This window comes from Hominisplanchenecus murintestinalis (assembly GCF_943193015.1).
Taxonomy (GTDB): Bacteria; Bacillota; Clostridia; order Lachnospirales; family Lachnospiraceae; genus Hominisplanchenecus_A; species Hominisplanchenecus_A murintestinalis.
On record NZ_CALPCM010000001.1, the window covers coordinates 245,508 to 260,612 of the forward strand.

Genomic DNA, 15,105 nt, shown 5'->3' on the forward strand with positions numbered 1-15,105 from the left:
TTTTCTGTCTTAGATGCCGATAGCCTCTCTCTTCTCTTCGATTCTTGCAATCATGGCATCTCCTAATTTGTCGATATCCTTTTCTACGGTGTAAGCAGCCTCTACCCAGTCCCTGATACCGCCTGTCAGCAGCTCGGCTACTTCTGTAGAGCCTGATACATACGGATCCACGCCGAGGAATGTATCAAGGCCGGTAGCCACTACGTAGTTACCGATAGATACCGCTTTCTCAGACATCCATTCAGGCGCGCATCCGACAACCGGCAGCTGGGAAATATTCAGTCCGGAATCCTTTGCCAGTTCTGCCACCAGCACCATCATACGGGAAATATCTACGCAGGATCCCATATGAAGAACAGGAGGAATGTCAGCCAGCTCACATACTCTCTTTAAGCCTGCGCCGCAGAGATCTTTCGCAGCTTTATCCATCAGCCCTGCCTTTGCAGCAGCCTGTGCGGAACATCCCGAAGCAACAATGATGATATCATTTGCAATCAACTTTTTCATCAGTTCGATATGCGCATGGTCAGGCCTGATTTTCGGGTTATTACATCCAACCATAGCCACCGCTCCGCGGATAACGCCGGATGTGATACACTCGATCAATGGTTTTGTCGTACCTGTCTCATCCACCTGTGAGTTGGTAACTCCATCCAGGGTTTTTACGATAGCTTCTACAGAATAGCCTACAGTCGCTTTCTGCTTTAGATCCGGAATATATACGAGATCAGGATTTCTGTTCTCAAAGTTATCGATTGCCATCTTTACGATAGCTTTTGCATTCTCGTCTGCCGTTTTCGCATTGAATCTGATGAACTCAGAATCCGGCATCTGCGCGATCGGTGATGTTGTGATGAATTTTGTGTGGAAACATTTACTCAAAGGCCCAAGCGCCGGGAAAATACACTGCACGTCAACAACAATCGCCTCACATGCGCCCGTCAGCACGACATTCTCCTGCTGCAGGAAGTTTCCTGCCATCGGAATACCGCGGCGCATAGCCACTTCGTTTGAAGTACAGCATACACCGGAAACGGTAATTCCCTTTGCTCCCTTTGATTTTGCATATGCAATCATCTCAGGATCGTCTGCATATTCACAAATCATCTCGGACAATGACGGGTCATGTCCGTGAACAACGATATTTACATTCTCTTTTTCCATAACGCCGAGGTTTGCTTCTGTTTCAATCGGCTTCGGCGTACCGAACAGGACGTCAGAGAATTCTGTTCCTGCCATAGAACCGCCCCATCCATCAGAAAGACCTGAACGCAGGGACTGCCTGATTAATGCTTCCGGTTTGGAAGAACATCCCATATGGGTCATATGTAAGGAACAGGATACCTCACGGTCAATTGCACGCGGAGCGATTTCTTCTCTCTCCCAAATTTCCTGGGTATGCTGCGGCGCTCTCTTTAAGAAATTCTGGTGTCCGAATACTTTTCCGTATTCCTCCAGACCGCGTACAGCCATCTCATGAGCCAGGTCATAGATATCTTTTCCTTCTGTCTCCACGCCCCACTCTTTTGCAATGCGGATCAGCTTCTCAGGATCTTTTACTTTATATGGTCCTTCCGGCTTTGCATTGTACAGTGTATGACAGATTTCACGTCCATGATCAGAATGTGTCGCAGAACCGCCGGCTGTGAATTTCAGGTAATTTCTGGCAACGATGCCATGTACGTCGCATCCGCAGATTCCTCTCGGAGCCTTCGGCGTGATACGGCACGGTCCCATAGAACAGATTCTACAGCAGACACCCTGCTCGCCGAATTTACAATGCGGAGTCTGATTGGCAACTCTGTACTGCCATCCATCTGCCCCAACCTTCTTGCCAGTCTCCAGCAATCTCTCGGTAGCCGCTTCGAATTCTTCTACCGTTGTCAATTTAAAATTTCCCATTATAAACCTCCTTTTTATTTCGGGTGTATGATGACTTATCGCATCCACCCCCACGGGATATTTTTACTTCTTTTTAATCCCCCTGCCTGAAACAAGGGGATAGTATCATACAAAAAGCCTGTCTAAAATCTCAAACAAAGCTTTCCTGACAGGGGATTCCTCCGGCAGCTCCACCGTAGGCTTTCCGTCGCAGTCATATTCATAGACATCCGTATCCTGCGGCACAATGCCCAAGAGCTGCAGCCCCTGTTTTTCAATTTCTTCTCTGGTTCCTTCATTTAATTCACCGTTTGGAGCACGGTTTACAATCAGCCCGACAGAATCCGGCTTCATATCACATTCCTTTATCAGTTCTGCGATGCGTCCTACCGCCTGAACTCCTCTTCTGGAACAATCGCTGACCAGTATAAAAGTGTCCACTTTCGGCAGAATACCACGGCTGATATGCTCCATTCCCGCCTCATTATCTACCACAATATACGGATAATGAGGCGCCAGTTTCTGCAGCTGGCTCTGTAAAAGCCCGTTCACAAAACAATAACAACCTTTCCCCTGTGAGCGTCCCATTACAAGTAAATCGTAATCGTCCTGTTCAGAAAGACAGCGTCCGAACATGAATTCCATATAATCTGCTTTTGTCATACCCTTGGGAATCGGATTTTCCTTGCTCATCTCTGCCCGGGTCACTTCCTCGCGGATTTCACCAAGAGTCATCTCCACGTCCACGCCGAGGACTTCGTTCAGATTCGCATTCGCATCTGCATCCACGGCCAGAATCGGTGTTTTCCCTTTCCTGCTTAAATAGTCAATCATCAGACCGCACAGCGTTGTCTTTCCGACCCCGCCTTTTCCCGCTACCGCTATAGTAAATGACATAAAATCATGCTCCTTCTAAAGAAATATCAGTAAATTAAACCATTGTCTTGATACCGGACTCATTGATGATGTCAGTAACGTCTTTCCACTTATTCAGTGCATACAGATGGATACCATTAATTCCGAGTGCACGGTACTCATCAATCTGCTTAATTGTGTATTCAATACCAGCCTTCTTGAAGTCAGCTTTCTTCTGGTCAACCGCCGCGTCAAACGGCTCTTTATCAAATGGATTCGGGAAAATCCAGTATTTTGAAATCAGCTCGCACAGTGCACGCGGCATTACACATGCATTACGTGAAAGCGCCATGTTAATCGTAGCTGCCTGGTCAAGAATCGGCATGATACCTACGTCAACCGGCATCGTAATACCCGCTCTGTCCAGCTTATCCTGCCAGCGCTTGAACTGCTCCATATCCCAGCAGAGCTGTGTCATGATGTAGTCCGCGCCGTTATCCTGTTTCTGTTTCAAAACTGCCACATCAGCATCCAGGCTGCGGCATGAGATATGTCCCTCAGGGGAACCTGCCACTGCAATTTCAAATTTATCGCCAAACTCTTTTCGCACAAAAGCTACCAGATCTGTCGCATATTTGAAATCCCCGCCGGTTCCTGTCCATCCGAACGGAAGGTCGCCGCGAAGCGCCAGCATATGGTCTACGCCGTTTTTCAGATAATTTTCAAGCTGCTCTTTGATTCCCTCACGAGTGTTTCCGATGCATGTGAAATGTGTTACCGGAGTGGTTCCTGCCTCTTTAATCATCTGACACACATCCAGATTCTTTCCTACGTTTGTGCCGCCGGCGCCGTATGTACAGGAAATATACTCTGGCTCAAACTCGCACAGCTTCCCGATTGTTCCAGGGAGATTTTCCATTCCCTTGTCTGTTTTTGGTGGAAAAAGCTCGAAAGAAAGCAACTGTCTTTCTTTCATCATTTCCGATAATCTTTTCATTGCTAAACTACCTCCATGTTTTTTATTTTAACTGCTTACTCTTCGCAGTTAATTACAACACATCCCCCGGTCAGGTCTACAGACCGGATGCTTCCCCGGATGGTCTTCTGCTCACCCATTACATCAATCAGGGTGATATTTTCACCATCCACCTCTAATTTGCTGACATACTGTAAAATCACACTGTCAGGCTCCTGGGCTTTATTGTAAACTGTAGCTAAACACATCTGTCATTCCTCCTACTGCCCGTCTTTCACCACGGCAAGCGCCAGGTTCAGATACATATTTCCTTTCTGGAACTCATCCACTGCTTTGCGTATCTGTTCCGCAGCCTTATCGTTCCCTTCCTTCAAAAGCTTTTCCGCCATCTGGTCAAGTTCCGCAGCATGGCTCTGGTTATGCTGATACATATAAGTCAGCAGTGCCGCATTCTTATCAGATGCCTCTGAATGTTCATGCCCGCAGCCCCGGCATTCTCCGCAGGACTCCTGACTGCAGCCGTCTGCGTGGGAGTGCGTGTGGTCATGCTCATTCTCATGTCCGTGTTCATGGTTGTGGGGATGGCTGTGTTCCAGTCCGCCTTCATGAGTATGAGAATGTGTATGGCTGTGTGCATGTGCGCATACATTTCCATTTTCATCCTTTACCAAGTGCATCGACATCTACCTCCTTTCACACAAAATAACATGAAAGCCGATAAATCCGCGCTTTCACATCTGCAGCTATGGCCTTTCATAGCATCGTATCATTAACTTTTGGACATATAGCAAACAAAATCTGCTTATATGTCTGTATTATAACACAACATATATCCATTCTCAACAATTACGAATGTACTTTTTTCAATAATTTGATAAAAATTAACAAAAATTGGCGAATTTACGCAAGTATCATTCTATCATTTGCAAACTCTCCGCCGCTGACCTGTTCAAACTTCGCCAGCAAATCAGAAACTTTCAGGCTTTTTTTCTCTTCGCCCGCCACATCATAGATAATCCGTCCCTCATACATCATCACGAGGCGGTTTCCGTGTACAATGGCATCCTTCATATTGTGGGTAATCATGATTGTCGTCAGGTTGTCCTTTGACACGATGCGGTCTGTAGCGTCCAGCACTTTTGCCGCTGTTTTGGGATCTAGCGCCGCCGTATGCTCATCCAATAAAAGAACTTTTGGTTTTTTCAGCGTCGCCATAAGCAGCGTCAGCGCCTGCCTCTGTCCGCCGGAAAGCAGGCCGACTTTGGAAGTAAGCCGCTCTTCCAGTCCCAAATCCAGAATTTTCAGCCGTTCCTTGTATTCTTCCCGCTCACTGTTCGTAATTCCTTGCCTAAGGCCCCTGCGCGCGCCTCTCCTCGCCGCAAGCGCCAGATTCTCTTCTATCATCATGCTGGCTGCAGTCCCCGTCATGGGGTCCTGGAACACACGCCCCAGATAGCTCGCACGTTTATGCTCCGGCAGCTTCGTCACATTGATATCATCAATAAAAATACTTCCTTCATCCACCGGCCAGACGCCGGCAATCGCATTCAGCATTGTAGATTTCCCGGCTCCGTTTCCTCCGATAACCGTTACGAAATCTCCTTCATTCAAAGTAAGTTCCAGCCCCCTCAAAGCCGCTTTTTCATTGATCGTGCCCGCATTGAATGTCTTTTTTACACCTGTTATCTTAAGCATTGGCAGAACCTCCTTTTCTTATACCCTTCGCAAAATACTTTCCTTTCATATAAGGAATCGCCAGGAATACCGCCACCACAAGCGCTGACAGCAGCTTCAAATCGTTAGAATTCAGTCCCATCCAGAGAACGACCTGGATAACCAGATAATAAATAATCGCTCCAAGCGCCACGGCAAACAGCTTAAACGCAAAGTTCCCCCTGATTTTCCCGAATACAACCTGTCCGATAATAACCGCAGCCAGTCCGATTACAATCGCGCCGCGCCCCATATTCACATCTGCAAACCCCTGGTACTGGGCGTAAAGGCCGCTGGCAAGAGCCACGATACCGTTCGAAAGCATCAGTCCGATGATTTTGCGTGTGTTTGTATTGATCCCCTGTGCCCTTGACATGTTCTGGTTGGAACCTGTCGCACGGATAGAGCAGCCCAGCTCCGTCCCGAAGAACCAGTAAAGCGCAGCAATAATTACAAGAATAAAAATCATTACCACGAAAATACTATTCTGATAAAATGGGACTCCCTTTACGTATCTCAGGGATACAAGAAGATTATACTTGTCCACACTGAGCGCCTGGTTTGATTTTCCCATCATAATCCGCAAGTTTACGGAATAAAGTCCCAACTGAGTCAAAATCCCCGCCAAAATCGCCGGAATTCCCATCGCCGTATGGAAAATTCCCGTTACCAGTCCAGCCAGCATTCCAGCCAGAAATGCACATAGCAGAGAAACTCCTACAGACTGCCCATTCAGCATCATCATAATACAGACGGCGCCTCCTGTACACATCGTCCCGTCTACCGTAAGGTCTGCCAAATCCAGGATTTTGTAAGTAATGTACACCCCGATTGCCATAATCCCCCAAATCAGCCCCTGGGCACAGGCTCCCGGCATCGCGTTTAACAGTGTCGTAATGTTCACTTTCTTCTCCTCCTCAATAGTATATATGTATTTCTCTAATTCTTTATTATAGTAAAAACAAAATCAACATGCAAGCACTAGTTTTGAGACCTGCACGTAACAGTGAAGCCGAAGGCTGAACTGTTACACCTGCACTGACGTTCAAGCTCTCACCACACAGTCCTTCCCGAAAAATGCAATCCCATACCGGATAACCTCCTGATACCCGTCGCCGTGCAGTTCGTCCGCATAACGCTTCTCTTCTATCTGCCGCAGCGCTTCCCCGGCCTTTGCTTCCAGCTCTTCGAACCTCTTCGCCACTTTAAACTCTATTACAAACGCCGCTTTTCTTCGGGTAACAGGCTTGACAAACAAATCGCTCCTTCCTTTTCCACCCTCCCGGTTAGACTTTATGATATACCCTTTCATTCCTGACAAGATACTGGCCAAAAAACCGTGATAGAAACTTTCATAAGCGTCATTAAAGCTAATCGTCTCCATCAGCAGATCCACGATTTCATCCTCCAGCTTTTCCACATCCTGGTTCACCAGCGCTGTGAACAGCTCTGAGCGGTCTTTTTCTTTCAATTTCTCATCAAACCACGTAAGAATTTTCATGCGGAATATATACTTTATTTCCTGATTCGGAATAGCCAGCTCTACAAAGTGCTGTTTTGTCCGCTCATCCATCCACTCCCGTACCTTTCGGAAATAACCTGTAAAAAACATAAAATTCCAGAGGTTATCCATACTTTTATAAACCTCATCATAAGTAATATCCTCATGAATTGGCTTTACTACGCTTTTCCCTTCAATCAATGCTTCAATCTCGCTCTTTATTTCATCATCCGCCCGCTCAATCAGGCTCCGTACAATACTGTTGGAACTTGTATTTGCCCAGTAAGAATACGGAAAACGCTCTTCATTCTCTTGCAAATCATCTGCAAACTGAATTACACTCCAAGGATTGTATACATTCTTATTTCCGAACAGATAACCATCATACCATTCTTCAAATATTGGGATTTTTGAGTTCATTCCATAATCTTCACAAATTTTCCTGACTTCCGCTTCCGTAAAACCAAAATGTTCATCGTACTTGTCGCTCAATATCGAAATGATTTTTAAATTATTCATGCCTGTAAAAATACTTTCCTTCGAAATCCGCAGGCACCCGGTAAGTACCGCGAACTCCAGGCTGCTGTTTGTCTTTAACGCCGACTCAAAAAGTGAGCGGAGAAAATCTGCCATCTCCTCATAAAAACCCCGAAAAAACGAATTCTCCAATGGAACGTCATATTCATCAATCAGTATCATTGCTTTTTTTCCATAATATTTTTTCATACAGGAAGATAAAAATTTCAGCGACTGATTGTATTCTGCTTTTTCTCCTTTTTGTAGCATAAGCTTCAAAAACAGCTCTTTCTCATCCGGGAACAAACACTCATGTTCCGCTATGAAAGAATGCCTTTTAAATTCCCCTGCGATTTCTGTCCGCAGCGCCATATAAGCTTCCTCAAAATTCGGCTGCTTCGCTGATTTCAACGAAAGACTAATCACCGGATATTTCCCGAATTTAGAAAGATATTTCTCACCTTCCTCCATGATGCGCAATCCTTCAAACAAACTGCGGTTATCTCTCTTTCTTCCGTCGTTCTCACGGGCGTCTTCAAAAAAGTACTGGAGCATACTTATATTTAAAGTCTTTCCGAATCTTCTGGGACGGGTAAACAGATTTACCTCACCCTTTTTATCCAGGAGCTCTTTTATCAGCAGCGTCTTATCCACAAAATAATATCCGTCAGTAATCAGCTTTTCAAAATTATCAACTCCCACTGGCAACGGCTTATACTCGCTCATCTTTCCCCTTCCTGTTCTTCAACGTTTTGTGCTTCAACCTCATATGATAGCAATTATAGCATAGGAGACGAAAAAAACAAACGGTATCTTCATATCAATTTAGGGGCAAGCATAATATAAATCACAATATTTTTATTGACATGAATATATTTTTTATTATAATAACTATATACAAAAATATATTATATGAAGTGGGGTGATTAAATAATATTTCAATGAGATGCAGGAATTCAACGTAGTTATCAAAGAAAGGACGAAGAAGATGAAAAAAAATACGCCTATCAAAAAGCATACCAATGCTAATTCTTACAATTATTGTAGCTTTTTATTCAAGAACCCAAAATATTTATGCGGCTGAAAATGGCTCTGTTTCTGAAAATAACGTGGCTACTAACACAATGAAATTTTCCGATGCAAAGAACCGTAATGATTACTTTAGTGACAAATATTTAAATGTAAAAGAATTGATCAATAATGATAATATTATATCAGTCAATGGCAATATCTTGTCATTTGCAGAAGAGACTTTAATTCATACAAATAATAAATCATTAATCCAAAAAGAAGAAATCATTCGAAAAGATACACTCAGCCTAGTAATGAATAGCGAAGAATCAGCTAAAAGATTAGCCAATTCCCTCCAAGACGGAAGCGTCTATGAAGAAGGTTGGGATAGCAGTATTACCGTAAAACTCTATTCGACATCGACAATATACTATGGAAGACGCAAAGGAATACAAAACGCGACCTTTACATATATAAAATCTATGAATGGTGGATATACCATTAGCGGTTCAAACGGTACAACTATCTCAAGCCATTATGTAAGATACTCGCAAACAGGTATGTCAGAAAAAACAGGTTCCCTTGTAACCCAAACAAAAGAAACAGGGAAATATGCGGCAAGCAAGAAGACATGGTCAATTACCCCTCCCTCTACGTGGGTTGCTGTACATACTGGTACTGGAGGCGATATTGGATGTACATACTTTATGACGCTTAAACGTCCCAATGGATATACATATCAAGCAATGCTGGTAAATCATGTGAATGGAGACGCATAAATGAACAAAAAAGTATTATTTACTCTCTTAACATTTTGCACCTTGTTGATATTAGGCCTCATTTATTTCATTTCCCACGACGCTGTCATAATGTATGCAGGGGAAAATGAGTCCTGGGCGGTTACCTGCCGGGCAGATTCTAACGCCAGCGCGCAATTGACCATCCGTTACACCGGAACGGAAAGCTGCAAAACCAGACAAATAGAGGTAACTATTGAACAGGGACTGACAAAGACAACGATTCAGGAAAATTTCGATGAGCCGGAAGTTCTTCAGCACGATTCAGAATTTTCTTTCCTCTGTGCAAAACCGGCGAATGATACTGAACCCCTCAAAGTAACAATCAGCACAGAATCCGGCTCAACTACCATAAACCTTTCGAGAGAGCATAATTGAATCAAACACCTAATTCTTACGCCGTCGCAGACGCTTTCCGATACTGCGACGGCGTACATCCGTAGTTCTGACGAAACGCCCTGGCAAAGTAACTCATCTCCCGAAAGCCGCATTGTTCGCCGATAAATGAGACTGGCTGCGCGGTAGTTTCCAGCAGTTCAGCGGCACACTGCAGGCGGTAGTTTTTCAGATAGGCGATAGGCGTTATGCCAATTGTATGATGGAAGCAGCGCATACACTCGCTTTCACTGACCGCCGTGCTGTCGGCAATCTGCCGGATGGTTATGGTTTCGCCAAAATGCTGCTGGATAAATGCCAGCATAACTTTCATGCGCTCTCCCTGGCGCAGCGCTTTTTCCGGCTGCGCTCCCGGCTGCCCCGGCTGCTGCCGGCGCAGGATACCGGCACACTGAGACAGGGAACTGCGCGTCTCAATCTCATAATTTCCCTCTTCTGAAGAACAGGCATTCCAAGCTGCCCGGATGAGCGAAAGCATCTCCTTCTGCCAGGGAACCGACTGTTCCAGAAAAATTCCGGGCAGTGAACGGTCAGATATGAGCGGCAGGACATATTTCTGCCAGAAAATACTGTCCATGCTGCCGCCTATCAGCCGGGGATGGAAAACAAGTGAATGTTCATCAAAATCCATTCCCGGAATCTTTTCCATAGAATGAAGGATACCCGCATTAATAAAACAACCCTCTCCTTCTTTCACTTCTCTCTTTAAAGACGAAATCTGTATCCGGGCGCTTCCTTTTTCCATAACAAGCACCTCCAGCTCATCATGCCAATGCCAGGGAACCGAGTGGTTCTGCTGTGTATTTGAGTAACATGCTGCCGGAAAAGAAAAAGAGCCGTGTTCTTTCAATTCTCTTCTCTGACCGTCAAATATAGATTCACACAAAGAAATCATTTTTTCATCTCTCCTTCAGATATGAATGTTTTATCCTATTATATGATAAAATAGTCCTAATTTTCCTCCTATTTTGATGGTATAATCTTATCACATTCAAACCCCGGAAACAAGTGCCGGGAGTAGGAGGACATTATGAAAAATCACGATTTTCACAAAAAGCTGCTGTCACTGGTGCTGCCGATTGCATTCCAGCAGTTCATGCTGTCACTGGTAGGCGCCTCAGATGCTATTATGCTGGGCATGATTAGCCAGGAAGCCCTGTCGGCAGTCTCGCTTGCCGGACAGATGATGTTCGTATTCAATCTGTTCCTTACGGCATTTGCTATGGGAACAAGTATGCTGGCTGCACAGTACTGGGGAAAAGGCGATTCAGAATCAGTAGCAAAAATACTTGCCTTTGTACTCCGTACATCCCTGGCAGTCTCCCTGATATTTTGTTTTGGAACCCTGCTGTTCCCCCGCCAGGTAATGCGCTTTTTTACATCGGAGCAAAGCCTAATTGACGGCGGAATCACATATTTGCAGGTTTCTGCCGTTTCCTATCTGATGTGCGGTATTTCACAGATTTACCTTTGCATTATGAAAAACACCGGGCATGCGGCAAAGAGTACGCTAATCAGCTCTACAGCAGTGGTATTAAACCTCGGGCTGAATGCTATTCTTATTTTTGGTCTGTACGGCGCCCCGGCAATGGGGATTGCCGGAGCCGCATTGGCGACTGTCATTGCCCGCGGCACAGAGATGGTATGGGCAGTCCTGGATTCCCGTAAACCCGGAAGAATCCGATGGAACATGCACTATTTTATACGTCCTGACAAAGTCCTTCTGAGAACTTATTGGAAGTATTCCCTGCCAATCCTTGGAAATCAGTTAGCCTGGGGATGCGGCTTTACAATGTATTCCGTTGTGATGGGGCATATGGGAAGTGATGCCGTAGCGGCAAATTCCATCGCCAATATCGTAAAGAACCTGATGGTGTGCTTCTGCATTGGCATAGGAAACGGCGGCAGCATTCTCGTAGGACATGAACTGGGCGCAGGACGGCTCAAACAGGCACGTGAAGCAGGAAGGAACCTTTGCCGGCTGGCAGTCATCAGCGGAATCATTACGGGACTTCTCTTACTGGCGGTTTCGCCGCTTATACTCCGTTTCGCAGCCCTGAGCAGCCAGGCGGAAGAATATCTGAAATGGATGTTTATCGTGTGCTCATACTATCTGGTGGGAAAATCCATCAACACTACTACTATCGGAGGAATCTTCAGCGCCGGAGGAGATACCCGTTTTGGCCTGATATGCGATACCGTAACCCTGTGGTGCGTAACCGTTCCTCTGGGATTCATCGCAGCATTTATCCTGAAATGGCCGGTACTGGCAGTATATTTCGTCCTGAACTTAGATGAAATCGTAAAGCTTCCGGTAGTATATAAGCACTACAAAAAATATAGCTGGGTAAAAAATCTGACGCAAAAGGACGAATCACAGAAAAAGGATTCTTCAAAACCGATTGTATGTTCTAAAAATGCTGCCATAAGCTGACTGAACTAAATAATAAAACAAAGGCGCTTCCGGGTTTCATTCCCGGAAGCGCTCTCCTTTTCAGGGGACTTTCCCCCTGCTGTTTGTTTCATTTTTTATTCTGCGGACTCATCGATTGCCTCGTATCCGTCAGGAACAGTCACTTTCAGCTCTTCGCATCTGGAAGCGACATATTTCTTTGTTACCTGCGGAGCAAATTCGATTGGCATCTGGCTTACATCTGAGCCATTTACCAAGATGTCATATGCCATCTCGCCTGCTTTGTATCCAATATCATAGTAGCTGATGGACAGTGTGGCAACTCCGCATCCTTTACAGATACCTTCCTCGCCTGCGATTACCGGAACACCTGCCGGAACACATACGTTGTTTACAACTTCTGCGTTAGAGGCCGCAGTGTTATCTGTAGGAATATAAATGACATCACTGGAAGAAGCCGCGTTCGTTGCTACAGAAGAGATATCGTTGGAATCTGCAAAGCTGTACTCGGTGCAGGTATAGCCAAGACCTTCCAGCGCTTCTTTCACTACGCCTACCTGGTAAGCGGAATTTGCCTCAGCAGAGCAGTATAACAAACCTACGTTTTTCGCATCCGGGAACATCTCATTAAGCATAGCTGCCTGCTCATCCAGCGGAGCTAAATCGGAAGTACCGGAAATATTCTTGCCGGTCGTACCTGTCCAATCGTCAATTTCCAGAGCTGTTGCGTAGTCTGTAATGGAAGTCCCGAGAATCGGAATGGTGTCGGTTGCCGCTGCTGCCGCCTGGAGGGAAGCGGTAGCGTTTGCCAGAATCAAATCACAGTCATTTGCCACGAACTGGTTTACAATCGTTGCACAGGTCGCAGAATCACCGGATGCATTCTGTTCATCGAAAGAAACTTTATCTCCCAGTTTTTCACTCAATGCAGCTTTGAAACCCTCTGTCGCCTCATCCAATGCCGGATGCTGAACCAGCTGGCAGATACCTACGTTATAGCTCTCTCCATCACCTGCATTATCCGCAGATGTCTCGCCTGCACTTGTTTCAGCTCCTGATGCTGCCTCTGTAGCTGCGTCTGTTGCCGCCGGTTTCTCTGAGGAACCACAGCCGGCCAGTGCCGATACTGCCAGTCCCATTGCCATCAATGTTGCCAATACTTTCTTCATAAACTTATCCTCTTTTCCTTTATTTCTTTGCCGGTTTAACGCTTTTAATCGCTAAAGTACGGCTCATGTGTCTTAATATACACCATTTTGTAGAAAAGGTCAACCCCAAGGAAGTTCAGAATGTTCTATTTTTTTGTCACGGAGCATCAGCTCATTGACTGCTTCTGCCGCGCTCTTGCCTTCAAAAAGCACTTGATTGACCTGGCTGATGATCGGCAGCTCTACCTGATACTTTTGGGCAAGCCCCATAGCCGCTTTCGCAGAATACACACCCTCTACAACCATCTTAACCTCGTCCATAGCCTCCTGCATTGTATATCCCTGCCCAATCAGCCATCCTGCCTTGCGGTTCCGGCTGTGAACACTGGCGCAGGTAACGATCAGGTCGCCAATGCCTGTCAGACCGCAGAATGTTTCCAGCTTTGCGCCCATCTGAATACCCAATCGGCCGATTTCTGCAATTCCACGGGTAATCAGCGCTGCTTTTGTGTTGTCTCCGTATCCCAGCCCATCGGCAGTGCCCGCCGCGAGGGCAATCACATTTTTCAATGCTCCGCCAAGTTCAATACCAAGCATGTCCGGACTGGTATATACCCGGAACACAGGGCTCATGAAGAGATTCTGAAGATACTCTGCCGTTTCCTTCGTATGTGCGCCTACTACACAGGTAGTCGGCAGCCCCTTTCCTACTTCTTCTGCGTGGCTCGGTCCGGAAAGTACGGCGACATCAGCGCAGGGCAACTCTTCCTCTATGACATCAGAAAGCGTATAAAGGGTATTTTCTTCAATTCCTTTCGCCACGTTTACAATTTTCTGATTAGCTTTTAAAAATTCTTTCATCATACATGCCGTGCTTCTGGTAAACGGGGAGGGAACCGCCAGAATCAGCACATCTTTGCCAGACATTGCTTCTTCCAGATTTCCGGTTATTTCAATCGCTTCCGGAAGGAGGACTCCCGGAAGCTTTGTCTCATGCTGCCGTTTTGTCCGCAGCATTTCTACTTCTGCGCCAATGATAGACCAGATGGTTACCTGATGCCCATTATTATGCATCAGAAGCGCCAGGGCCGTTCCCCAACTGCCCGCTCCAATAACTCCGATTTTTGCCATAGTTATTTTCCCTCCGATTCTTTCTGTTTTGAGGACAGATATGTTTTCCGCTCCGTCCCTCCCAGCAGTCTTTTAATATTTTCGCGGTGCTTCCAAAAAGCCATCACTGCCAATACAAGCCCCACCGCGTAAAGCTCATTCAGGTGCATCTGGCTCATGCCAAAATATCCGCTCTGCCCCAGCGCCACCAGTTCAATCATAATACCTACATACACCAGAAGAGAGCCCAAAGATACCAGATGCGTTACAAAAAATGTGGTAAAAAATGTAATAATTCCTAATATGGCCATAATCCAGTTAAAAGAAAGCACCAGCCCGGCCGTAGCCGCGATTCCTTTCCCTCCCCGAAACCCCAGATAAAACGGGAAATTGTGCCCAAGAATTGTTCCCGCCGCCGCATAAAAAGCCAGCAGCGGAAGCATGTCCCCATAGCTTCCTGCAAACAGAATACGGACAAGCGCTACCGCCAGGATACATTTCATACAGTCGCCTGCAAACGTAAGCAGCCCCGCTTTTAGTCCCAAAGTACGCAGCATATTTGTGCTCCCTGCGTTTCCGCTTCCATGCTCGCGGATATCAATTCCGTGCAGCTTTCCATAAATATAACTGGTCTGGAACAGCCCAAATGCATATCCTATCGCCAGACAGATTAATCTTACCATAGCCGGATCACTCCTTTTCTTTTCTTTCCTATAAATGAGCAAATTTGAATTTTTACCAAAACTGCTATAAATGCTTTAAAACTAAAGACACCATACCTTTTTGGG

The 15,105-nt window shown here is 45.8% G+C and carries 15 protein-coding genes; 3 read left to right on the forward strand and 12 right to left on the reverse strand.

The window, feature by feature from the left end:
* Positions 1-9: 9 nt before the first annotated feature.
* The 8 genes from cooS to NFR99_RS01150 all read right to left on the reverse strand — a co-directional run bounded on the left by cooS (position 10) and on the right by NFR99_RS01150 (position 8,168).
* Entirely contained in the window at positions 10-1,902 is a 1,893-nt protein-coding gene (gene cooS, locus NFR99_RS01115) for an anaerobic carbon-monoxide dehydrogenase catalytic subunit (protein ID WP_120482141.1), read from the reverse strand.
* Positions 1,903-2,007: 105 nt separating this feature from the next.
* Positions 2,008-2,778: an ATP-binding protein gene (locus NFR99_RS01120; protein ID WP_120482143.1), complete on the reverse strand. Its 771-nt coding sequence runs from the start codon at positions 2,776-2,778 to the stop codon at positions 2,008-2,010.
* Positions 2,779-2,812: 34 nt separating this feature from the next.
* Positions 2,813-3,733 (reverse strand): methylenetetrahydrofolate reductase, encoded by a 921-nt coding sequence (locus tag NFR99_RS01125; RefSeq protein ID WP_120482145.1) that lies wholly within the window; start codon positions 3,731-3,733, stop codon positions 2,813-2,815.
* A 35-nt stretch (positions 3,734-3,768) separates the two neighbouring features.
* Positions 3,769-3,960, reverse strand: coding sequence for a CooT family nickel-binding protein (locus tag NFR99_RS01130; RefSeq protein WP_120482147.1), 192 nt, complete (start codon positions 3,958-3,960; stop codon positions 3,769-3,771).
* Positions 3,961-3,972: 12 nt separating this feature from the next.
* Positions 3,973-4,389 (reverse strand): DUF8180 domain-containing protein, encoded by a 417-nt coding sequence (locus tag NFR99_RS01135; RefSeq protein ID WP_120482149.1) that lies wholly within the window; start codon positions 4,387-4,389, stop codon positions 3,973-3,975.
* Between the two features lie 223 nt (positions 4,390-4,612).
* Positions 4,613-5,407 (reverse strand): ABC transporter ATP-binding protein, encoded by a 795-nt coding sequence (locus tag NFR99_RS01140; protein WP_251352288.1) that lies wholly within the window; start codon positions 5,405-5,407, stop codon positions 4,613-4,615.
* Entirely contained in the window at positions 5,400-6,329 is a 930-nt protein-coding gene (locus NFR99_RS01145; protein WP_251352290.1) for an ABC transporter permease, read from the reverse strand. The genes NFR99_RS01140 and NFR99_RS01145 overlap by 8 nt, the downstream gene beginning before the upstream one ends.
* Positions 6,330-6,470: 141 nt before the next feature.
* A complete protein-coding gene (locus NFR99_RS01150) occupies positions 6,471-8,168 on the reverse strand; it encodes an AAA family ATPase (RefSeq protein WP_251352292.1) in 1,698 nt (565 codons plus the stop codon).
* A gap of 296 nt (positions 8,169-8,464) precedes the next feature.
* On the opposite strand from NFR99_RS01150, the gene NFR99_RS01155 reads away from it, so the two are divergent.
* Both NFR99_RS01155 and NFR99_RS01160 read left to right on the forward strand, forming a co-directional pair.
* On the forward strand, positions 8,465-9,232 hold the full coding sequence (locus NFR99_RS01155) for a hypothetical protein (protein WP_251352294.1): 768 nt from the start codon (positions 8,465-8,467) through the stop codon (positions 9,230-9,232).
* Entirely contained in the window at positions 9,233-9,628 is a 396-nt protein-coding gene (locus tag NFR99_RS01160) for a hypothetical protein (RefSeq protein ID WP_120482156.1), read from the forward strand. It begins immediately after the preceding gene.
* 16 nt (positions 9,629-9,644) lie between these two features.
* Here NFR99_RS01160 and NFR99_RS01165 read toward each other — a convergent pair whose 3' ends face one another.
* The gene (locus tag NFR99_RS01165; protein ID WP_251352297.1) at positions 9,645-10,541 is read right to left on the reverse strand and encodes an AraC family transcriptional regulator; all 897 of its coding nucleotides are present in this window, start codon (positions 10,539-10,541) and stop codon (positions 9,645-9,647) included.
* Between the two features lie 135 nt (positions 10,542-10,676).
* Here NFR99_RS01165 and NFR99_RS01170 point away from each other — a divergent pair, with 135 nt between their 5' ends.
* On the forward strand, positions 10,677-12,080 hold the full coding sequence (locus tag NFR99_RS01170) for an MATE family efflux transporter (RefSeq protein WP_251352299.1): 1,404 nt from the start codon (positions 10,677-10,679) through the stop codon (positions 12,078-12,080).
* A gap of 95 nt (positions 12,081-12,175) precedes the next feature.
* Here the strand turns inward: NFR99_RS01170 and NFR99_RS01175 are convergent, their stop codons facing one another.
* The 3 genes from NFR99_RS01175 to plsY form a co-directional block, all read right to left on the reverse strand.
* On the reverse strand, positions 12,176-13,228 hold the full coding sequence (locus NFR99_RS01175) for an ABC transporter substrate-binding protein (protein ID WP_120482159.1): 1,053 nt from the start codon (positions 13,226-13,228) through the stop codon (positions 12,176-12,178).
* Positions 13,229-13,327: 99 nt separating this feature from the next.
* Entirely contained in the window at positions 13,328-14,338 is a 1,011-nt protein-coding gene (locus tag NFR99_RS01180; RefSeq protein ID WP_120482161.1) for an NAD(P)H-dependent glycerol-3-phosphate dehydrogenase, read from the reverse strand.
* A gap of 2 nt (positions 14,339-14,340) precedes the next feature.
* Positions 14,341-15,000 carry a glycerol-3-phosphate 1-O-acyltransferase PlsY gene (plsY, locus tag NFR99_RS01185; protein WP_120482162.1) on the reverse strand — a complete coding sequence of 220 codons (660 nt, stop codon included), beginning with the start codon at positions 14,998-15,000 and terminating at the stop codon, positions 14,341-14,343.
* Positions 15,001-15,105: the final 105 nt, after the last annotated feature.

Excerpts from the sequence above, each read along its gene's own strand:
- NFR99_RS01155 (WP_251352294.1), top strand. The coding sequence starts at position 8,465 with ATGCTAATTCTTACAATTATTGTAGCTTTTTATTCAAGAACCCAAAAT.
- NFR99_RS01140 (WP_251352288.1), bottom strand. The coding sequence starts at position 5,407 with ATGCTTAAGATAACAGGTGTAAAAAAGACATTCAATGCGGGCACGATC.
- NFR99_RS01170 (WP_251352299.1), top strand. The coding sequence starts at position 10,677 with ATGAAAAATCACGATTTTCACAAAAAGCTGCTGTCACTGGTGCTGCCG.
- cooS (WP_120482141.1), bottom strand. The coding sequence starts at position 1,902 with ATGGGAAATTTTAAATTGACAACGGTAGAAGAATTCGAAGCGGCTACC.
- NFR99_RS01175 (WP_120482159.1), bottom strand. The coding sequence starts at position 13,228 with ATGAAGAAAGTATTGGCAACATTGATGGCAATGGGACTGGCAGTATCG.
- NFR99_RS01135 (WP_120482149.1), bottom strand. The coding sequence starts at position 4,389 with ATGCACTTGGTAAAGGATGAAAATGGAAATGTATGCGCACATGCACAC.
- NFR99_RS01130 (WP_120482147.1), bottom strand. The coding sequence starts at position 3,960 with ATGTGTTTAGCTACAGTTTACAATAAAGCCCAGGAGCCTGACAGTGTG.
- NFR99_RS01165 (WP_251352297.1), bottom strand. The coding sequence starts at position 10,541 with ATGATTTCTTTGTGTGAATCTATATTTGACGGTCAGAGAAGAGAATTG.
- NFR99_RS01125 (WP_120482145.1), bottom strand. The coding sequence starts at position 3,733 with ATGAAAAGATTATCGGAAATGATGAAAGAAAGACAGTTGCTTTCTTTC.
- NFR99_RS01160 (WP_120482156.1), top strand. The coding sequence starts at position 9,233 with ATGAACAAAAAAGTATTATTTACTCTCTTAACATTTTGCACCTTGTTG.
- NFR99_RS01120 (WP_120482143.1), bottom strand. The coding sequence starts at position 2,778 with ATGTCATTTACTATAGCGGTAGCGGGAAAAGGCGGGGTCGGAAAGACA.
- NFR99_RS01180 (WP_120482161.1), bottom strand. The coding sequence starts at position 14,338 with ATGGCAAAAATCGGAGTTATTGGAGCGGGCAGTTGGGGAACGGCCCTG.
- NFR99_RS01150 (WP_251352292.1), bottom strand. The coding sequence starts at position 8,168 with ATGAGCGAGTATAAGCCGTTGCCAGTGGGAGTTGATAATTTTGAAAAG.
- plsY (WP_120482162.1), bottom strand. The coding sequence starts at position 15,000 with ATGGTAAGATTAATCTGTCTGGCGATAGGATATGCATTTGGGCTGTTC.